The sequence below is a fragment of the Pseudomonas entomophila genome (assembly GCF_029478665.1).
Taxonomy (GTDB): domain Bacteria; phylum Pseudomonadota; class Gammaproteobacteria; order Pseudomonadales; family Pseudomonadaceae; genus Aquipseudomonas; species Aquipseudomonas entomophila_F.
In genome coordinates, this window is sequence record NZ_JARPQB010000027.1 from 36,950 (window position 1) to 57,430 (window position 20,481).

Sequence of the window (20,481 nt, forward strand, 5' to 3'; positions counted from 1 at the left end):
CTACGCCGCACATCATGCCCCCTGATGGTGCAAGCCGCATTCCAGAGGGCCTGGCGACGCCTCACACAGCCGTCCGCCATCTTTTTCAGGCCATGTTGCCATCCGTTTAAGGCGATCGCGGCCCATCAAAAATGAGCCAAGACCGTCCCCGAGAAGCCGGCCACAAGCCGGCTTTTTAATGCCTGCTCTTCACGCCACTCAGCTTGCTTCGGCGTGGCGCGCCTCCTGTGTCACGCCAGAAAGCAACGCACGCGCCGTCGGGCAGTGAAGCTGCATCTGGCGACCGGAAAAACCGCGCTGCAACAACCAGTACCATTGCCGCTCGGGCCCCAGTGCAAGCCCCGTGTCGACATAACCTGCCTGATGAAACGCCGACAGCGCCATTGCCAGGTTGGCATCCATCTTCAACCAGAGATGCGTCATCCGGGCCGATGGCAAGCGGGAGGCTTCGATGATCGAGGGATAGGTTGCACACTCGATGATCAAATCCATGCGATCGTCTTGCACGGTGATTTTCGGGGGCACGCCACAATCCCTCGTGGCGCGGGCCGCAACGGCCCCGAAGCGCTCGATCAGCGGAGCGATCCATGCTGGCTGGCCGCCAGGCATCGCGCAAAGCGGTATAGGGTGCGCCTGCAGCGGCAGAACACCCAGAATGGCTGTTTCGCGCGCGGGATGGCTGAACGGCGACTCGACGTAATCCAGCAACAGCCCCGTTGCCTGGAACCCCAGTGCGAGCCCCAATCGCTGTGTCCACACGTGGCTGGCGACCATCTTGATCGTCAGCACCGCCAGGTGCTGCTGACGGGCTCGCCCACACAGGTCCTGGCCCAGCCGGGTAGCGATGCCTTGCCCCCTCACCTGGGGATCGACGACGATCATTGCCAGCTCGGCGCAGCGTTCATCAGCCGAAGAACGCCACAATGAGGCATGGCCGACGATACGATCCCCCTGCAGCGCGACCACGGATTGCCAGCGCTGCGTCCGGTTGTGGTGGCAGATGACGGAGGGCAGATAGATCTCCGGGTAGAAATAGTCCTCGCCATAGACCCTGTAGAACAACGCGCTGACCTGCGCCGCATCACGCTCCTCGAACCCACGAATGATCGTCATTGGCCGACCTCATCAGGAGGGCGCTGATAGTCGCGTCGGTCGACAACACGCAGCAGCTTGCCAGTTCGCTGATTCGTCACCAGATCCGAGGGTTGGCACCAACCGACCGACAGCACCAGCGTCCCCTTCTCCATGAGCTCAAGCACAGCAGCGTCCCCTGCTTGCAGAGACTGCAGCAATGCCTCGGCGCTTCCGTCGTCGCCAGGGTGGGCAATACGAAGCACGATGAAGTCGGTGCCGTTCTTCCGGTCGATCACCAACTGCCACTGGCATTGCCCAAGGCGCGCCTCGATAGCCACCGCCAGTTCGTCCGGGAAGAGCGTTGCATAACCGACCCTTACCCGGTGACCGAGGCTGCTGCGCCCTGCGAGCGTGAACTTGCGGCTGGCGCTCCCTGGTGCTTCGGTCCATTGCGCCAGGTCACCGACGGGGTAGCGAATGACGGGCATCAACGAGCGCGTCAGGTTGGTCACCAGTAACAGGCCGGTACGGTTGGCCTCATGGATTGGCTCGCCCGAGGCTTCATCGACAATCTCGACGAGGGTGTCAGGCTCGAAGACACGATGCTCACCCGGTGCACAGTCGACCGTGCTGGCGCCGATCAGGCCCGCGTCCACGCTGGCACAGCCGATCGATACCACTTTGGCGTTGGGCAGCACCGCCTTGAACAACGCGCGCTGTTCGGCAAACACGCTTTCCCCGCCATACAGGACGGTCCTGACCCCTGGCAGCTGGATGCCGTCCTGTTCAAGACTGGCGATGGCGTGCAGGAGTTTTCCCGGCACGCCCGCCAGAACGTTGATCCCGTGCTGCCCGACCTGCGTCGCCAGCGCCTGCGGATCGACCGTCCCGGTGAAGGGGAACACGCAGATCGGCACCTGAGCCTTGGCCAGCGCCCCTTGAATGAACAGGAAGCTGGCGTACAGGTCACCCGCGAAGAACAGATTGGCCACGCGATCCCCAGGCTCGAGCCAGGCGCAAAGACTGCGCCCGAACGTCGTGACGAACCGATCCCATTCCGCCTGGGTGTAGACCGAGTGCTTGGCCGCGCCGGTCGTGCCACCGGTCTTGTAGACGATCGCGTCCGTGACCGGCCCCGTCAGAACAGGCCAGCCTTCGAGCACCGCCCCGCGTGCCCAATACTGGTGGGGGTCGACCATCGGCAGGTCGGCCAGTGCCCAGCCCGCTTTCGGGAGCTCCCGATACAGTCGGGCGTAGTAAGGGGAATGAGCTCGAGCATGATCGACAAGCCATGCCAGTGCGAGCGAGCATTTGCTGTGGTAATCCATATTGCTGCCTCCTCTACAGGCACCGTGGCTCAGTGACGTTTGTCGATGAGCAACGGAGTCTTCCCAGTCTGCGGATGGTTCTCGAAGTGATGTTGCGCCCGTTGGCACACCTCCAGCTCCAGCAGCCCAAGTGTCAAAGCCTTGTTCAACTCGGCGTCGACACACACCCTGGCCCTGACCACGTCGGGCTCTGCCTCCGCCAACAGGCGAATACGCTCCATGCCATTTTCCGGGTTGTGCTCCAGGTGCAGTTGCACCGGGGCCTCGGCCAGCGCGGCCAGCCGTTGTGGCTGGATGAACAGCGAACCAATGCGCACCCGCGCACCATGACGTCCCAACAGCTCGAAGCGTGGCTCCGGCACGCCGCATGGGCACTGGCCACTCACCCAGCGCCCCAAGTCACCGATGTCGTAGCGGGTGACGTCCTGCCCCTCACGGGCCTTCGAAGTGAACAGCAAGCGCCCCGCCTCACCTGGAGCGACCGGCTCATCGCGCCCAGGGTCGACGATCTCCAGCCATTGGGTATCGCCCATCAGGTGGAAGACCCCATCCGGGCTGGACGCGCAGGTGTAGCCCAGGGGGCCGGCATCGACGGAGCCATAGAGCGCGGAACGGATGGTCTCGACACCAAAGCCCTGGATGAACGAGCGCTGTGCCGGAGCAAGGTGTTCTCCGCCCAGCAGTACCTTGCGGATCCCGCCATAGGTACGCAACGTTGCGGCCTCGCGGAAGAACAACTGATGCACCGTGGTCGGCATGCCGATCACAGTGTCGATACGTTCAGAGACGATGAGCTGGGCTATATCGCGGTAATCGTCACCTTGGGGTCCGGCCATCGGAAAGTGTCGGGCTCCCAGCTTGTCCAGGACCGTGAAGAAACTGAGCAGGCCGCCATACAGGTTGCCGCCATACAGGAGGTTGATGACCCGATCCCTATCGGGCTCCAGGCCAGCGGCAAACAACCCGTCGGCCGCCGCCTGCATCTGCCGGTGATAATCACGGTAGGAATAGCCGGCAAGCTGTGGTGCTCCCGTGGTACCGCCCGTGCGGAAGAACAGCTGTGCCTGCGCACTCATCGAGCCATGCAGAAATGCACTGCGGCTCATGATCGGCTGCCCTTCCATGCCGGCAGGCGCCTGGCCACAGGCATCCAAGGTCGCCTGCCTGGGCAGGCAGCCATCCGCCAGGCTCACGGAAACCCGGCGCGCCAACATGCCCAGGGCATACACACCATCGTGAGGCTCACCGCTGTAACCGTCGTGCATTGCCTGCACCGACGCGACCCGATCGACGCCCGCGGCCAGCAGCAGCTGGCTGAGGTGGGCAATTTCGTGGGCGGCGCAGACCAGGCCGCAGGTCTGCAACCGAGTGCGCCAAGGGCGCAGGGCGTGCATCACCGCCCGGCGTGGCAATGGCCGAAGCAAGACCGTGCGAAACAGCGGCGAGGGCTCAAGCGCCATCACCTGCTCAAGGACAATCTGCCAGCCCTGCCCCCTCCAGACCTGGCCTCTGGTATCGGCGAACGCATGGTCCAGCTCGGCCAATGCGAGCTTGGTGGTGACCTGCGCGGCTTCCTGCACACTGGGCGACAGCGCAGGCCACTGCGCATGGCGACGCTGCATCGCCGCGGCCAGTTGCCCACCCAACGCTCGCAACGTGTCCGCATCGTCGCTGTCGACGAACACCACCTGCGGGCTGGAACATGCCTGCTGGTCGAGGCGGCAGACCTCATCGGCCAGCGCATCGAGCGCAGACTCATCGACAGCCTCCGGCACCAGCCAGGCAAAACTGACCTTGTGCCCCCAGGGAATCCATCGACAGCCATCTGGCAGCTGATCACGAATGGTCTTCAATGCCTCGCTTCCCCCCCAGGCCGAAACACCGTCGGCATAGGGCATCAACTTCGCGAGCTCGGCCTTGGCCACCGGCAATACCGCCACATGGTTGGCCAGTTCGCCGGATCGATCGCATTGCAGGAAGGCCTGCAGCAATCGGGTGTTCAAGCCCTGGTCGCGCGCGCTGGGGCGCAGCCAGTTGACATTGCCCACCAGCAAGCTTTCCAGCACGGCAAAAAATGGTAGCAGCGGCGCATTGCCTGGGGTGATATGCAGGATGAGCCCCAGCGGCCGCCAGCTCTCGAAGCGGGGGACCCGATAATCGCGACGACGTAGGGAGAATGGATTGACACCCAGTTCGTTTTCCAGCTTGGCGCGCAGAACGTCAGGCTGGCAGAACGCTCGGAGCTGCTCCCGTAGAGCAGTGTCGAGCTCGGCCAGGAACTCACCGTCCAGCAGTTGTTCGGCAAACCGACCGGCGCAAGCCAGCACGGTCTCCACACCGCAGGGATGGCTCAGCGTGTGCGCCAGTTCGCCCGTCAACCGTACCAGTGCCTGGTCCAGCGACAGCTGCGCCTGGTACTGCCCTTGAATGAGGTACATATCAGTTCTCCCTTATCAGTTCGGAGGCGGCCAATGCACAGCTGCGGCTCTTGCCGGTACCGGCCCGCCCAAGAATCTCGAACCAGTCGGTGGCAATGCCGCAGCCACACTCGTCACCGCGGTGCAGCACCGCCAGGTCGCTCATCACGATGCTGTGGGCGGGGCTGGAGGTGATGTACGGCGACACGAACTGGATCAGCCCCGGTTGCCCGTAACCCTGCAAGGCGAACGTCCCGGTGTGGCGGGTGTAGGCGCGGGAATAGGTGGGCACGTGGTGGCGGTGGTTCTCGCACTCGACATAGGGCACGCAATGCTCGACGGAGCCGTAACCGTCGCGGCAGCGCGAGGTCGGTATGCCCAACTGTTCGTTCATCCGTGCATACAACTGGGCCTTGGGGATCTGCTGGTCGGCATGGGTTTTCCAGCCACCGCCGAACATGGCCAACGATTCGGCGGCAAACTTCAGCGGCGCAATCTTCATTTCACGCATTCGTTCGAGGACGAACCACATGAACGCCGGGAAACCCTGGATGCGCAGAGGCGCATCATCCTGCGCGAACCGCTGCAATGCCTCGATGACACCAAAGGGGTCGAACTCTGTTTGCCGGCCGTTGTGACGAAGGGCATGGAAGGCCTGTTTGACCGGCGCGTACTTGCACAGGAAGTCGTCGGTATAGGCGGTGCCAAGCGCGCTGTGCCTGACGGGCTCGTAGCCCAGCATCAGGTAGTTGCAGGGCACTTGCGGCGTGTCCCAGCCATACCGCCGATAGATCCGGTCGACCATGCCTTGCGCGGCACCGAGGCTGCGAACGTCATAGCGCATTCGGCTTTTCTGGCCCGTGGTGCCTGACGAGGTCAGCTCTAGGGCATCCAACCCTGTCTCGCTGAGCAGCAGGTGCTTCTTCAGATAGTTGGCGAATATCGGCGGCAGGTGCCCCCAGGTCTCGAAACCCGGGGCGCTAGGATCGAACTGCTGTTGGCGCAACCATCCGGCATAGCCTGGTGAATGCTGTTGGTGGTAAGCCGTGATTTCACGCATCGCGGCATCAAACAGATGATCGGCGTGCTCGCCGACCAGGTAGGGATCATCAAGCGCACAGAGTGCTTCAACGTGTACAAGATTCATCGATCGAGCTCCGAGCCATGAACTGAGAAACAACCGTGGTCAGCCCGGCAGCGCTGGACTGCGACACGGTTGAAACATCGGGATGCGCCTGAAGCTCCGTTGACTGCCAGCGGTTCACTCAGGCGATCCGAGCGTTGCGGCGGAGAACTCTATGAGGATGCGTACTGAAAGTTAGTAGGAAAAGCCCTCACTAAATATGTGTGTTTTCGGCAGGCGATATGAGACAGGCGCAAAGATTGGTGTCAGCGCGACCTTCAAGACATGTGGGATATCAAAGGAGGGGTCGCAGGCCCGGATGCTTGCGCAGCATCGGGCCTGCTGGAGGCTTTTCAGTTAACGGAGGGAACGGGGTTGGCCTAGAACCGCGTTTGCACCCCCATTCGCACGGTCCGCCCCGGAGCCGGCATGAAGCTCTGCGCCAGCGGGTCCAGGTAATAGCGGTCCGTCAGGTTCTGCACCGACAGGTTCAGCTCGGTATGCTCCAGCACCTTGTACTTGAGGAACAGGTCGAACAACGCCACCGAGCGGTAGTCGATCTGCGGCGTGGTGGCGCCGGTCTGCCACGGCTTGTCCATCTGCGCGGTGGGCCCGGAGGTGTAGGTCATGCGCCCGCCCACGGTCAGCGCCTCGTCGAAGAAACGCAGGCCGGTGGTGAGGTTGGCCGAAAACTTCGGCGGGTTCTGGGTGTTGGTGTACGAACCCATGTAGCTGCCCGACGTGCAGTCCGGGGTGTCGTGGGTGGGCTGGTAGCGATTGGCGCTGGCGCGCAGCTTGGCGGCGAAGGCCGCGTCGCAGGTCTCGGTCTTCAGGTAGTAGGTGGCCGACAAATCGGCGAACACGCGCCCGGCATCATAGTGCGACTGCAACTCCAGGCCACGGGTGCGGAAGCGGTCGGTGTTGCTGAAGGTCATCTGCCCCCACTTGCCCGGGCTCGGGTCGTAGTAGCGGGTGATGTAGTTTTTGATGTCGTTGTCGAAGAACGCCAGCTTCGCCGACGCCTCGTCGCCCGCGGTCAGCAGGTTGCTGCGCAAGGCACTGACCCCGACTTCCCAGCTGCGCGAACGCTCGGGCTCGAGGTGCTTGCCTGGGGTGACCTGCTGGGTGCCCTGGCTGGTCTCGAACAACGAAGGCAGGCGCAGGCCCTGGGTGTACGAGGCATAGACGAAGGTGTCGGGCAGGAACTCGACGTTGATGCCGAAGGCCGGCGCGAAGCCACCACCGCTGCTCTTGCCCTGCGGGGTGTAGTCGTAGCCGGTGACCACGCGGCTGATGTCTTCCGGATACACCGTCACGTCGACCGCGCCGGACTCGTTGAACAGCACGCCATTGAACGGCTCGTTGCTGTTCTCGAAGACGATGCCGTTGTTCAGGCGCGGGTCGGTGGCGTCGGTGTACTGGCCGTTCTGGTCGGGGAACCACATCATGCTGCCCCAGTGCCCCGGGCTGCTCGCGGTGATCCAGCGCATCTCGCGTTCCTCGCGGCGGGCCTCGGCCAGCACGGTGTTGTCCTTGGTGCGGTAGTGGGCGTAGCGGCCGCCGCCCCACAGCGTCACCTGTTCGATGGGCTGGTACTCCAGCTTGCCGTTGAAGCTGAACTCCTGGCGTGATGCATCGCGCAGCATGCGGTTGGCGTTGATGTCGTGCTGGGTGGCGACCACGCTTTTCTGCGGTTGCAGGTCTTCGAGCTGGAAGGCGCCGCCCAGGTCGAGCTTGAAGTCGCCGTAGCCGGTGGTGAAGCGCGACACGTTGTTCAGGTCGCCACCGATGCGCCGGTCATCCTGGCGTGACCAGCTGCGGTCGGTGCGAAACAGCTGCGACTTGGGCGCCATCCAGGCCGCGCTCAGGGTGCTGGTCTTCGAGTCGGTCATCCACAGGTTGCTGGTCAGGTCCACCCACGGGTTGCCTTCGGGCAAATAGTGGTAGCGGGCGGTGTAGGTGTCGATATCGATTTCGGACTGGGGATATTGATAGATGCCGGCCGTGCCGAAGCGGAAGATGTCCGACGGCATGATCTCGCCCATGCGCCCTTCGAAACGACGGTAGCCCAGCTCCAGGGTATGGTCGTCCGCCAGCCGCCAGGTGCTCTTGAGCAGGTAGGAATCGGTCTGCGACGACGAGTTGAGCACTTCCTCGCCGGCGTTGTAGGTGCTGGCCACGCTGGACTGCTCGTCGCCATCACGGTCGTAGAGGCGGTAGCGGTCCTGCCCATGCTTGCCGGAAAAATAGTTGCCTTGGTTGCGGTGCGCGTAGGCCGCGACGAGGTCGACCCGCTCATTGCTGTAGGCGAAGGCTGCGCTGCCGGATTCGGCCTTGGAGCCGAAGAGACCATTGCGCTTGTCACGGGGCGCGGCGCTCAGGTCCTCGTCCCGGGAATGGCTGTTGCGATGGTCGGGGTCGACACCGTTGTTCCAGAGGTTGCCAGTCAGGCGCAAACCCACGTTCTTGCCGTCCACCAGGATGTCGTCGACACCCAGGGTCTTCATCTCCACCGAGCCACCGATCGCCCCCGAGCGGGTGCTGGGGCCCTTGTTCACGGTGACGCTGCTGAGCAGGTCCGGGTCGATGTAGCTGCGCTGCTGGGTACCGCCGTAACCGCGATAGACATCCAGCGCCTGCTCCGAGCCATCGACCCGCACGGCCACCCGGCTCTGCCCCTGGATGCCGCGGATATTGACGTCCAGCGCGCCGCCGTTACGGCTATCGCCCACCTGCACACCCGCCACGCCCTTGAGCATGTCGCCCACCGACACCGTGCCGAAACGGTCGAGGTCTTCCCGCGACAGGTGCACCGTGGAGCGCGGCGCACGGTAGGTGTCCCGCTGCGGATCGAGCAGTTCGGTGGAGTCGACCACGGTCGCGCTCAACTCGGTGGCGGTGGACGGCGCGCGAGTCTGCGGTGCCAGGATGTAGGTGCCCGATGCGCTCGGCAGCAGTTGCAGCCCGGTATTCGCCAGCAAGCGCCGCGCACCGTCCAGCACTGTGTAACGACCTTTGAGCGAGGGCGCCGCACGGCCCCGGGTCAGCTCGGGGTCATAGGACAGCAGCAGGCCGGACTGGTTGGCGAACACGCCCAGCGAAGTCCCCAAGGGGCCTTGGCCGATGTCGTAGTCGCGCAGTGTGGCGTCGTCCAGGCGCGTGGCCACGCTGGTCGTCGCGCCAGCAGCCTGGGCCAGGGAAGCGCCGCCTGCCATCAGGCAGCCGAGCATCGCGCAGCGCACGGCAAAACTGATCGGGGACGGGCGCTGCAAAGGGCGCGAAACAGGGGGAAGCCGACGTACTGCGGGCATGCTTTTCTCGCTCGTAGGGTTTGCGCCCGGCACTCGATGCGGGCTTCTACCCCTTCTGTCGCACGAGATCGGAAAAGGTATATGCACTCGATTCGTATTTTCATCGGGCGCTTGTGCTTCGAAAGAAACCAGTGATAATGGTTTTCATTTGCGCAATTACGACCCCGATTCAACCCACCATGACCGCCTTCGAAACCCCTCCCCTGCGTACCGCCCCCTGCGCCGTCACGACGCTGTACCTCGAGAACCACGCCTGGTTGCGCGGCTGGCTGGCGTATCGGCTGCGCTCGTGGGGGCATGGCGTGGCCGACGACCTGGCCCAGGACATCTTCCTGCGCGTGCTCAGCAACCGCGACGCCACGCAGCCGGACACCCTGCGCCAACCCCGCGCCTACCTGGCCCGCATCGCCAACTGCGTGCTGGTCAGCTGGCGCCGTCGCCATTCACTCGAACAAGCCTGGCTCGAAGCGCTGGCGCAGGTCCCGCAGCCTGAGCATCCCTCCCCGGAGCAGCAAAGCGTGATCCTCGAGACCCTGCACGAGATCGACGCCGTGCTCGATACCCTGCGCCCGCGCGTGCGCCAGGCATTCCTGATGGCCACCCTCGATGGCATGAAGCAGAAAGACATCGCCCAGGCCTTGAACATCGCCCTGCCGACGGTGAAGAAGTACATCCACGAAGGCTACCTGACCTGCTTGAGCCAGATGCCTGATGACTGACACATCGATCGCTCGCCCAGTGCTAGCCCAGGCCGCCTCGTGGTTGCTGCTGATGCAGGAAGGGCCGCTGACCGCAGAACAGGCGGCATGTCTGGCGCAGTGGCGGCAAGCCGATCCGGAACACGAACGGGCATGGAGCCGCGCCCAGCGCCTGCTCGACCGCCTCGGCACCCTGCCCCCGACATTGGCCAGGCACAGCCTGGAACGCCCGACGGGCCATGACCGACGCACCGTGTTGCGGGGGCTGCTGGTGCTGATCGGCGCGGTACCGCTGGGCTGGTGGGCCTGGCGGCGCGGCGCGCCCGACAGCCACTACCAGACCGCCGTGGGCGAGCGCCGGGACGTGCGCCTGGCGGATGGCGGCAGCGCCTCGCTCAACAGCGACACGGCCATGGCTGTGCGTTTCACCAGGGACCTGCGCCTGTTGCAGTTGCAACGCGGTGAGCTGTACATCGTCACCGCCAGCGACCCGCAGGTACCCACGAGACCCTTCAAGGTGCAGACCGAACAAGGCATCCTGCACGCACTGGGCACCCGCTTCAGCGTGCGCCAGCTGCCCGGGGAAACCCTGCTCGCGGTCTACGAAGGCGCCGTTCACGTCGCGCCCCATGAGACCATCGTCCGCGCCGGGCAGCAGCTGCGTTTCAGCCACGACCGCCTGGGGCCCATCGAGGCGACCAGCGAAGCCTTGATTGCATGGCGCAATGGGCTGTTGCTGGCGGACGACATGCCATTGGCGCAGTGGGCACGGGAGATGATGCGTTACACGACAAGGCCATTGGCTTGTGATCCAGGCGTAGGGACGTTGCGCGTCTCCGGCACCTTCCCCATCGATGACTTGCCCCTGGCCTTGGCGATGCTCACCCAGACCCACGGGCTGCAGGTGAACGACGACAAGACGCAGGTGGTCATCAGCCGCTGAACCGGGCAGCCTGCATGGGTTTCGAAAAGATCAGGAACACCGACATGAAGCTTCTTCCCCTTTTCCTGGCCCTGGCGATGAGCACCACGGCCTTCGCCCAGGTCCTGCCCGAGCAGCTGATGGACAGCACCCTGCTGCAACGCCAGGACCTCGCCTACCGCTTCAGCCAGCTTGACCTGGACTCGCAGGACGGCCGGCGCCACTACCGCCTATGGATCGGCGAACCCAAGCGCCCGGCGCCCGCGACCGGTCACCCGGTCCTGTGGATGCTCGACGGCAACGCCGCCGTCGGCGCCCTGCAGGCGCGTCAGCTGGAGCAACTCGCCGCCGGGCAGGCACCCGTGCTGGTCGCCATCGGCTACCAGACCGACCAGCGCATCGAGCGCAACGCCCGCACCTATGACTACACGCCCAACGTGCCCGGCCTGGCCGAACAGCGCGATCCTCTTACCGGTCAGCCCAGTGGTGGCGTCGATGCCTTCCTCGACCTGCTGGAGCAACGCATGCGCCCGATGGTCGCCGACGTCGCCGCCATCGACCCGCACCGGCAGACACTGTGGGGGCACTCCTATGGTGGCCTGGCGGTGCTGCACACACTCTTCACCCGCCCCGGCATGTTCAGCGACTACGCGGCGGCCAGCCCATCGCTGTGGTGGAACGACGGCGCCATCCTGCGCGAGGCAACGGGATTGCAGCAGCGCCTGGGCGAAAGCCGCCCGCGCCTGCTGCTGATGCGTGGCACGGAAGAGCCGGCGAATCCACGGGCACCTGTGGACAGTGACGCCGAACGTCCGATGCGTGAATTGCTCGGTGATCTGGATAAGGTGAAAGGCTTGCAAGTGACCTTCCAGCGCTTCGAGGGGCTGGGGCACGGCCCGATGCTGCCGGCGTCGTTGCAGTACGTGCTGAGCCAGAGCTCTGCGCGCCCCCTGTAGGAGCGGCTTCAGCCGCGAGCCAGGCAACGCGGTGCCTGGCACCCGCTCTGCGGGTGATCGCGGCTGAAGCCGCTCCTACAGTGCTCGCGCCTGATCAAAGCGATACGGGCTGCGAAAACCGCCAAACGGTCTCGCGCAGGAACGCATCCAACCTACCGGTATCCCCCCGCACCACCGGCACCTCCTGCGCCCCGTCGGCCCGTTCGAGCTCTGCCTCGATGAAGGCATGCAGTACGTCATCACGCGGCCCCTGCTCGGCCTCGCCCGAACGCCGCTTCACCTCAAGCAGCGCATCGATCGCCGCCTGCAAGCCCGGCTCGTCGACAGTGCGCGCCATCAACGCCGGGAACGCCGTCGGCGGCATGCCCAACCCTCGGTCGATCCAACGCACCGCCAGCAACGGCCGGATCACATAGAGGTACTTCTTGTAGCGCACCGTCTCGCCCAGCAGATAGCCACGCAGGTTCTTGCGCGCCATCGACAAGTAATGGTGACGCACCGCGCGCGGCGAGTAGCACGCCTCGCCCAGCGCCCGCAAACCTCGCACAGCCTCGGCGTCGGCGCGGTACACCAGCGGCGAGCCCAGCCACTCGAGCAGGCTGGGGTTGGCGCCGCGCATCAGCCGCAGGGCCTTGCGCAGCTCCCAGCCGCTGACGTCCAGCTCGTCGCTCAAGGGCCGTTCGATCACATCGCGCGGCTCATCCACGCGCAGGTACCAGTCGGCACGCGGTACGTAGATGAAACGCACATCGTAGTCGCTGTCCGGCGAGGCGAAGCCCCAGGCCCGGCTGCCGGACTCACAGGCATAGAGCACCGTCACCTGGTGCTCGCGCTCGATACGTTGCAACTCATCCAGCACCCGCTCACGCATGGCGGTGGACAATGGGTGCAGTGCTTCCTGATTCATGGCCCCGATCCTTGTGCAGGGGTTCAACCTTTCACGCACACCACCTGACGCAGGGTGTGCACAACCTCGACCAGCTCGCGCTGGGCGTGCATGACGGCATCGATGTCCTTGTAGGCCATCGGTATCTCGTCGATCACGTCCTTGTCCTTGCGGCACTCCACATGGGCGGTGGCGCGCTGCTGGTCCTCGACGGTGAAGCGGCTCTTGGCCTTGGTGCGGCTCATCACCCGGCCCGCGCCGTGGCTGCACGAGCAGAACGATTCCTCGTTGCCCAAGCCGCGAACGATGAAGCTCTTGGCGCCCATCGAACCCGGAATGATACCCAACTGGCCCTTCTGCGCCGACACCGCGCCCTTGCGGGTCACCAATACCTCGCGGCCGAAATGCTGCTCTTTCTGCACGTAGTTGTGGTGGCAGTTGACCGCTTCGAGGCTGGCCTCGAACGGCCTTCCCAGTACCTTGCGGGTGGCGGCGACCACCGCCAGCATCATCAGCTCGCGGTTATGCCGGGCGAAATCCTGCGCCCATTCCACCGCCTCGACGTAGTCGGCGAAATGGCGGCTGCCTTCCTCGAAGTACGCCAGGTCACGGTCCGGCAGGTTGATCATGTGCTGGCGCATGTCGGCCTGGGCCAGTTCGATGAACAGGTTGCCGATGGCGTTACCCACGCCGCGCGACCCGCTGTGCAACATGAACCAGACGCGGTCGGCCTCGTCCAGGCAGACTTCGATGAAGTGGTTGCCGCCTCCCAGCGTTCCCAGGTGCTGGCGGTTGTTGGTCTTCTCCAGCCGCGGGTACTTCTCGGTGATGGCCTTGAAGCGCCCGGCGAGTCCGCTCCACATCTGGTCGGCCTGGCTCGGTACATTGTCCCAGGCGCCCTGATCGCGGTGGCCGAAGGTCTTGCCATGGGGCACGGCCTTCTCGATGGCCGTGCGCAGGCCATGCAGGTTGTCCGGCAGGTCGCGGGCGTGCAGCGAGGTGCGCGCGGCGATCATGCCGCACCCGATGTCCACGCCCACCGCCGCCGGGATGATCGCGCCCACGGTGGGGATCACGCTGCCGATGGTCGAACCCTTGCCCAGGTGCACATCCGGCATCACCGCCAGGTGCTTGAAGATGAACGGCATCTTCGCCGTGTTCATCAGTTGCTTGCGGGCGTCGTCCTCGACCGGCACACCGTCGGTCCACAGTTTGATCGGCTTGCCGCCCGCCACTTCGAGTATGTTCATTGCCTTGTTCCTTGTTGCGCTACGTCATGTCGCAAAGGGTCAACCCGCCTTGAGGCTGACCATTCCATTCAATACCTGATCCAGGCCACCGAACACCGAAATCCGGTCGATGCGCTCGGCCACCCGCTCCAGGGTTTCCAGCTCCTTCAGGCGCAGGGCCGTCGGGTTGCCTTCCATCACCTTGGCGGTGTTGAGCAGCGAGCGGGTCGCCTGGGTTTCCTCGCGGCGCCGGATCACGTTGGCCTGGGCGGCCTTCTCCGCCTCCACCACCTGCGCCAGCAGGGTTTTCATCTCGCCCGGCAGGATGATGTCGCGCACCCCCAGGCTGCTCACCTCCAGGCCACTGCCCTGCAGGTGCGCCAGCAAGTGCTCGGTGACGCTACCGTCGATGGACTGCTTGTCTTCCAGCAGTTCGTCGAGGGTGCGGGTCCCCACCGCCGCACGCAAGCCGAACTGCAGCTCGCGGTACAGGTGCTCCACCGGCTTGCTCATCTGCCCGTGGGCACCGAGCACATCGGTGTAGCGCCAGTTGGCTACCAGGCTCAGGCGCAGGCTGACCTTGTCGCGGGTGAGGATCTCCTGGCCGTTCACCTCCAGCGCCTGCAGGCGGGTGTCGACCATCTCCACCGCTACCTGGCTGCCGCAGCGCCAGTAGCCATGCCGGCCCGGCTGGAGCAACCCGGCCACCACGCCGTCGATCTTCAACACACCGACATGGAACGCCGGCACCAGCGCCAGCAGGACCAGGTCGGTGCCGGCCACGCCGGGGCGGTTCAGGCGAACCACCAGCTCATCGTCCAGGCGCCGGCCCTGGTTCAGGTCGATGCGCTGCAAGCCATGCTCGACCTGGCCTTTCCAGTACAGTCGGCGGCTATCGGGTGCCAGCAGCTCCACCAGGCGGCCGTCCTCGAAACGCAGGCCAGTCTCGTGCTGCGCCAGGTCCATGGTTTCGAAATACTGCTCGACCAAGGCTGGCTCATGCCCACGCAGGTACTGCGCCAGCGGGTGGTCGAACAGTGGGGATTGGAGGCTGAAGGTGGTTACCGTCAGCCGGTCTTGCCAGTCGAAACGCTGGTACTGGCCAGGCTCGAGAATCGAGACGAAGTCGCCTTCGCTCATCAACAGGCCACGTTCGTTTTTCTTCACCACAAAGCGTTTCAACAGTTTCATCTTGCTCATCCTTTTCTCAATGTCCTTGTGTGCGGGTGGTCGCCGACTCACCGAGCGCCGTGGGCGAAGCCTGGCGGAGTCCGGGGCCGGGAGCGTCTGCTCCGGCGGCCGCCATCGTTGCGTCAGGCCCGGCCGGCGGGCCGGGTGGGCCAGCGGTGGCCCAGGCGTCCTTCGCAAAAGCGGACCATCCTGGCCCTGGTTGCGTTGCCTGTGCCCCACCTGCGGGTGTTGCGGTTGTAGCTACCTTAGGAGGGTAGTGCCGGGACTGGGCCCGGCGAGCGCCTCGCAAGCCTGTTCAAAGGCTTGCGCCGCAAAGACCGGTCGTTGCGGCGGCGGCATGCACGACACCGACACCTGAAGGTGGGTACGTGCACCGGCGGGGGTTGATCCCCTGACCCGAGGGCCTGCCTGGCGATGCGGTCGAGAGGGATATAGCGAGCGGCGTGCCAGGTTTTCATCCAACCCTGAAAATATTTATTAACTATCTGATTTATAAGGATTTATTTTTACAAGCCGAATTGGGAAGCACACCACAACGGTCATATTGATTTCATTTTTCGTATATCCTGCGATACACATTTATCTTTTTGGATAATCACGGATGACCAAGCCCCTCGTCGCCATCGGCTTTCTCGGCACCACCCTCGACCGCAACGGCAAGGGCGCGGCGCGCTGGAACAAGTGGCGGCCGACCATCGGCCTGTGCCAGCAACCCGACCTGCCCATCGACCGCCTGGAACTGATCCACGGCCCCAGCGCCCGCGACCAGAGCCTGGCCGACCGCATTCGCGGCGACATCCAGCAGGTCTCGCCCCGCACCGAGGTGCGCCTGCACCCGCTGGCGCTGCGCAACCCGTGGGACTTCGAGGAGGTCTACGGCGCCCTGCACGACTTCGCCAGCGGCTACCGCTTCGACACCGAGCGCGAGGACTACCTCGTGCACATCACCACTGGCACCCACGTTGCGCAGATCTGCTGGTTCCTGCTCACCGAGGCGCGCTACCTGCCGGCGCGCCTGGTACAGACCTCGCCCTCGCGCAAGCAGGACGAAAACAGCGACCCGGCCGGCATCGCCACCCTGATCGACCTCGACCTGTCGCGCTACGACCCGATCGCCTCGCGCTTTCGCCGCGAGCAGGTCGAGGGGCAGTCGCTGCTCAAGTCCGGCATTGCCACGCGCAACCCCGGCTTCAACCGCACCATCGAGCAAATCGAGCGGGTCGCCCTGCGCTCCAAGGCGCCGATGTTGCTAGTTGGCCCGACCGGCGCCGGCAAGTCGTTCCTGGCCCGTCGCGTCCATGAACTTAAGCGCGGCCGCCACCAGCTCGGCGGGCGTTTCATCGAAGTGAACTGCGCCACCCTGCGCGGCGACGGCGCCATGTCGACCCTGTTCGGCCATGCCAAGGGCGCTTTCACCGGCGCGCAGAACGCCCGCGACGGCCTGCTGCGCGCCGCCGACGGCGGCATGCTGTTCCTCGATGAAATCGGCGAGCTGGGTACCGACGAACAGGCCATGCTGCTCAAGGCCATCGAAGAAAAACGCTTCTTCCCGCTGGGCGCGGACCGCGAGGTGGAAAGCGACTTCCAACTGATCGCCGGCACCCACCGCGACCTGCGCGCCAAGGTCGCCGACGGCTCGTTCCGCGAAGACCTGTTCGCCCGCATCAACCTGTGGACCTTCGCCCTGCCGGGGCTCGCTGAGCGCCGCGAGGACATCGAGCCGAACCTCGATTTCGAGCTGCAGCGCCACGCCCGCGAGCAAGGGCGCCAGGTGCGCTTCAACCTTGAGGCCAAGCGCCGCTACCTGGCCTTCGCCCATGCCAGCGAAGCGCGCTGGGCCGGCAACTTCCGCGAGCTGTCGGCATCGATCACACGCATGGCGACCCTGGCCGACAGCGGGCGCATCGACGAAGCACTGGTCGAGGAAGAGATTGGTCGGCTGAGTTATGCCTGGGGCCTGGAGCTGGCGACTGAACCACTGCTGGCCGGCCGCGAACTGGACCTGTTCGACCAGGTGCAGCTACAGGCGGTGCTGGATGTGTGCCGCCGCGCCCCGAGCCTGTCCGAGGCCGGGCGCCAGCTGTTCGCGGTGTCGCGCCAGGAGAAGGCCAACCCCAACGACGCCGACCGCCTGCGCAAGTACCTGGCGCGCTTCGGGCTGGACTGGCAGCAACTAAAGTCGTAGGGCTTGCCAGCATGCTGGCATCGTGCTGTATGCTTGGCCGGTCTTCAGGGCGGGGTGAAAGTCCCCACCGGCGGTAAATCGAAAGATGAGCCCGCGAGCGCCCCGGCCATGCCGGGGGTCAGCAGATCTGGTGAGATTCCAGGGCCGACGGTCATAGTCCGGATGAAAGAAGGCGTTTGGCAGGGGCCGCCGAGGCGCCCTTGCGCGCGCATTTTGTTCGCCCCGAGACGTTCATCGATCATTCACGAGGAGCGTTTCATGCCCACCATGCTGCAAAAGCAATTCCCCAACGTCACCGCCGCCATCGCCGCCTTCCAGGCCGGGCGCCCCGTGCTGCTGCTCGACGATGACGACCGCGAGGACGAAGCCGACATCGTCGCCGCCGCCGAGAACCTGTCGCTGCAGACCATGGCCATGATGATCCGCGATTGCAGCGGTATCGTCTGCCTGTGCCTGGACGAAGCCACCGTCGACGCCCTGCAACTGGCGCCGATGGTGCAGAACAACCAGGCCCGCCATGGCACCGGTTTCACCGTCACTATCGAGGCGGCCGAAGGGGTCAGCACCGGCGTGTCGGCGCAGGACCGCATCACCACCATCGAAGCCGCGCTGCGCTCCACCGCGCAGGAGCGCCATATCGTCAGCCCGGGCCACGTGTTCCCGCTGCGCGCCCGTGACGGTGGCGTGCTGACCCGCCGTGGCCACACAGAAGGCTCGGTGGACCTGGCGCGCCTGGCCGGCCTGCGCCCGGCGGCGGTGCTGTGCGAGCTGATGAACCCCGATGGCAGCATGGCCCGGGGCGAGGAGGTGGCGGTGTATGCGCGCCAGTACAACTTGCCGGTGCTGACTATCGAGGAACTGGCGCGGTATCGCGAGGCGATGGTCGCGTTGGAAGCAGAGATCGCCTGAGCCCCTGTTCGCCAGCAAGGCTGGCTCCTACAACGCGTTCTCTGTAGGAGCCAGCCTTGCTGGCGAAAGGGCTGCGCAGCAGCCCCCGGTCACCGCTACCGATTCAACCCCAACTCCATGTCATCGATCAGCCCCTTGGCCAGTCCGCTGAGAATCCGCGCGGCGCTGGCGGCCATGAGGTCACCCTCCATCTCGGCCTCGGTAGTGAAGTGCGCCACGCAGCCGAGCAGCACCGACAGGTCGCTGAAGGCGTGATCGAAAGGAATGCCCGGCTGGATACGGAAGATCTCGAGGCAGGTGGTCGTGCCCTGGGTCGGGCCGGGCTTGTGGTCGTCGCTCATACCGGCGCCCCCTTGGCCCGGGCGTGGCGGACCAACGCGATGACCAGTTGAGCGAGGATTTCGGCGTTGTCCATCATCACGTCCAGGCGTTCGTCGCGTGGGCAGTGGGTGTAGGCGTGGATGGTGTCGCTGAGGGTATGCATCAGCTTGTTGGCGTGGGCCATGGCCTCATCGGGAGGGAGGTCGCTGATGATGGTGATGAAAGGGATTGGGTAAGGTGGATCAGGGACGATCTTTTTCATCTGTTGTTACCGTTCGGAAATGCTGTCAGATAACAACCACCTCCGCCCTTCTCACAGACTTGGGTGGCAGCCGTGCGCGAGGTGAGAAGACCGTGTCCCGAACACCACGGCCAGGCCGAAGCCTGCACGCGCACAGCTGCCATGACTGGCCAGCCTGTTCGAAACACAACGGGCTTCTCACACCCGGTCGCCAAATTTGACGACCCAGCGACGTTACCCCCGGGGCATTTCCCAGCCAATTCAGAGCCTTCCGGCAAGCGCGTAGGATAGATCCCAAGCGCTAACCGGCTGAAGGATTTTGTTTCAGATTCGGAAATGTCTGACGGCTACCAATGCTGGGGGCGCTTCGCGCCCCTTTCGCGGCACAAGGCCGCTCCTACCGGAGACGGTGATCCCCCTGTAGGAGCGGCCTTGTGCCGCGAAAGGGCTGCAAAGCAGCCCCAACAGACTCAAATCCAACGCCGATCCAGCTGATCGTCAACGCAACCCCAAAGGCCCCGTCAAAAACTCATACAACCCCGCCGCACTCTTGCGGTAACCATCCGCCGTCAGGTGCACCAGATCCGGCCGCGCCAACCCGCCCGCCTGCCACCCGGCGATCGAGCACGGCCCACCCATGAACCCCTGCCAATCCCAGAACAGCGCCTTGTGCCGCTGCGCCATCTGCTTCTGGATGCGAATCACCGAAGCCAACGGCCGTGGCTGGCGCGCCGCGCAGCTGCCCGCCTTGCGCTGCTTGATCGAATCCGGCGGCCCGACCAACAGGATCGCCGCCCGTGGCAGGTCCTTGCGCAGGTTGCTCAGCGTCGCATCCAATTGCGCCTGGTACAGCCCCAGGTCAAGCGTGTCGTCGAACGCCTCGTTGGTGCCATAGGCGAGGATCACCAGGTCCGGCGCCACCGCCTTGAGGCTGTCGCGCCAACCGGGCTGCCACTTGTCCACCACTTCAAGGCGCGCACCGTTGATGCCCAGGGTCGAGTAGGTCACGCCAGCATTCTTCTGCCCCTGGATATACCACCCCCCCAGCGCGACGCTGCCGCCCTCCACCGCCAACTGCACCGGCAGCCCGACATTGCTGAACGCCGGACTGAACCGCCACTGTCCATTGCTCGCCGGAAGCACCCGACGCTGGCCGCCGTTGGCCAGCAGCGAGGCCGAGCCACTGGACTGGTACAGCGCCGAAATCTTGTAGCGGTGGCTGTCTGGGTCACGCGCCTGGATCACCACGCTGGCGCGCTTGGCCTGGGGCAGCGACAGGTAGCCCCCGAGCGGGAACTGGCTGCTCTGCTGGTTACGCGCCGACACCAACGCCCACTGGCGCTTCTCGCTCTTGATGATCACCCGGTCGTTGCGAATCCCCGGCACCGGCGAAGCCGGCACCAAGCCGATGCCGCCATCGCCATAACGCGCCTGCAACAAGCGACGCAGTTCACCGCTGAACAAGTCGGCGGCAGTGTGCGAGTCGCCCAGCTGGACGATGGAAACCGGCGCCCGGCCGGCATTGCGCAACTTGCCGGCGAGCAAGGCGACATTGCCCTCCTGGCGTGCGGCCGGCGCGGCAGCAGGCCGCGCCGCAGGCTGGGCGGCCACGCTGTTGGCGCCGGTGCTGCAACCCGGCACGGCGCTGATCAGCAGGGCCAGGCCCAGCAGGTGATGCCATTGGCGCATC

The 20,481-nt window shown here is 64.9% G+C and carries 16 protein-coding genes and 1 riboswitch; of the genes, 5 read left to right on the plus strand and 11 right to left on the minus strand.

What is annotated here, in order from left to right; translation table 11 throughout:
• Positions 1-198: 198 nt before the first annotated feature.
• From P5705_RS15330 to P5705_RS15350, 5 genes are all read right to left on the minus strand, one after another.
• Positions 199-1,113 carry a GNAT family N-acetyltransferase gene (locus P5705_RS15330; RefSeq protein ID WP_277461685.1) on the minus strand — a complete coding sequence of 305 codons (915 nt, stop codon included), beginning with the start codon at positions 1,111-1,113 and terminating at the stop codon, positions 199-201.
• Entirely contained in the window at positions 1,110-2,402 is a 1,293-nt protein-coding gene (locus tag P5705_RS15335; protein WP_277461686.1) for a phenylacetate--CoA ligase family protein, read from the minus strand. Before P5705_RS15335 ends, P5705_RS15330 begins: the two co-directional genes overlap by 4 nt.
• Before the next feature lie 29 nt (positions 2,403-2,431).
• Positions 2,432-4,840, minus strand: a complete 2,409-nt coding sequence (locus P5705_RS15340) for an aldehyde dehydrogenase family protein (protein WP_277461687.1) — start codon at positions 4,838-4,840, stop codon at positions 2,432-2,434.
• 1 nt (position 4,841) lies between these two features.
• Complete coding sequence (locus P5705_RS15345) at positions 4,842-5,966, minus strand: acyl-protein synthase (protein WP_277461688.1); 1,125 nt, start codon at positions 5,964-5,966, stop codon at positions 4,842-4,844.
• A gap of 356 nt (positions 5,967-6,322) precedes the next feature.
• Complete coding sequence (locus tag P5705_RS15350; protein ID WP_346780508.1) at positions 6,323-9,253, minus strand: TonB-dependent receptor; 2,931 nt, start codon at positions 9,251-9,253, stop codon at positions 6,323-6,325.
• 179 nt (positions 9,254-9,432) lie between these two features.
• Between P5705_RS15350 and P5705_RS15355 the strand changes: the two genes are divergently transcribed.
• The 3 genes from P5705_RS15355 to P5705_RS15365 are packed head-to-tail and all read left to right on the plus strand — an operon-like array spanning position 9,433 to position 11,829.
• Complete coding sequence (locus P5705_RS15355; RefSeq protein WP_277461692.1) at positions 9,433-9,972, plus strand: sigma-70 family RNA polymerase sigma factor; 540 nt, start codon at positions 9,433-9,435, stop codon at positions 9,970-9,972.
• Positions 9,965-10,894, plus strand: coding sequence for a FecR domain-containing protein (locus tag P5705_RS15360; protein ID WP_277461694.1), 930 nt, complete (start codon positions 9,965-9,967; stop codon positions 10,892-10,894). The genes P5705_RS15355 and P5705_RS15360 overlap by 8 nt, the downstream gene beginning before the upstream one ends.
• Before the next feature lie 44 nt (positions 10,895-10,938).
• Entirely contained in the window at positions 10,939-11,829 is an 891-nt protein-coding gene (locus tag P5705_RS15365) for an alpha/beta hydrolase (protein WP_277461695.1), read from the plus strand.
• A gap of 94 nt (positions 11,830-11,923) precedes the next feature.
• Here the strand turns inward: P5705_RS15365 and P5705_RS15370 are convergent, their stop codons facing one another.
• Genes P5705_RS15370 through P5705_RS15380 form a run of 3 tightly spaced genes read right to left on the minus strand, consistent with a single transcriptional unit; the run spans position 11,924 to position 15,135 of the window.
• The gene (locus P5705_RS15370) at positions 11,924-12,736 is read right to left on the minus strand and encodes a nucleotidyltransferase domain-containing protein (protein ID WP_277461696.1); all 813 of its coding nucleotides are present in this window, start codon (positions 12,734-12,736) and stop codon (positions 11,924-11,926) included.
• A 23-nt stretch (positions 12,737-12,759) separates the two neighbouring features.
• A complete protein-coding gene (locus P5705_RS15375; RefSeq protein WP_277461697.1) occupies positions 12,760-13,965 on the minus strand; it encodes an RtcB family protein in 1,206 nt (401 codons plus the stop codon).
• 39 nt (positions 13,966-14,004) lie between these two features.
• Positions 14,005-15,135, minus strand: coding sequence for a slipin family protein (locus P5705_RS15380; RefSeq protein WP_277461698.1), 1,131 nt, complete (start codon positions 15,133-15,135; stop codon positions 14,005-14,007).
• Between the two features lie 601 nt (positions 15,136-15,736).
• On the opposite strand from P5705_RS15380, the gene rtcR reads away from it, so the two are divergent.
• Together rtcR and ribB are read left to right on the plus strand one after the other, a co-directional pair.
• Positions 15,737-17,320 (plus strand): RNA repair transcriptional activator RtcR, encoded by a 1,584-nt coding sequence (gene rtcR / locus P5705_RS15385; RefSeq protein WP_277461700.1) that lies wholly within the window; start codon positions 15,737-15,739, stop codon positions 17,318-17,320.
• A 36-nt stretch (positions 17,321-17,356) separates the two neighbouring features.
• Positions 17,357-17,498: riboswitch (FMN riboswitch) on the plus strand.
• 80 nt (positions 17,499-17,578) lie between these two features.
• Positions 17,579-18,229 carry a 3,4-dihydroxy-2-butanone-4-phosphate synthase gene (ribB, locus tag P5705_RS15390; protein ID WP_277461701.1) on the plus strand — a complete coding sequence of 217 codons (651 nt, stop codon included), beginning with the start codon at positions 17,579-17,581 and terminating at the stop codon, positions 18,227-18,229.
• Positions 18,230-18,324: 95 nt separating this feature from the next.
• On the opposite strand, the gene P5705_RS15395 is transcribed toward ribB, so the two are convergent.
• The 3 genes from P5705_RS15395 to P5705_RS15405 form a co-directional block, all read right to left on the minus strand.
• Entirely contained in the window at positions 18,325-18,570 is a 246-nt protein-coding gene (locus P5705_RS15395; RefSeq protein WP_213659381.1) for a DUF3077 domain-containing protein, read from the minus strand.
• Positions 18,567-18,812, minus strand: coding sequence for a hypothetical protein (locus tag P5705_RS15400; RefSeq protein ID WP_277461702.1), 246 nt, complete (start codon positions 18,810-18,812; stop codon positions 18,567-18,569). Before P5705_RS15400 ends, P5705_RS15395 begins: the two co-directional genes overlap by 4 nt.
• Positions 18,813-19,289: 477 nt before the next feature.
• Entirely contained in the window at positions 19,290-20,480 is a 1,191-nt protein-coding gene (locus tag P5705_RS15405) for an SGNH/GDSL hydrolase family protein (protein WP_277461703.1), read from the minus strand.
• Position 20,481 lies beyond the last annotated feature (1 nt).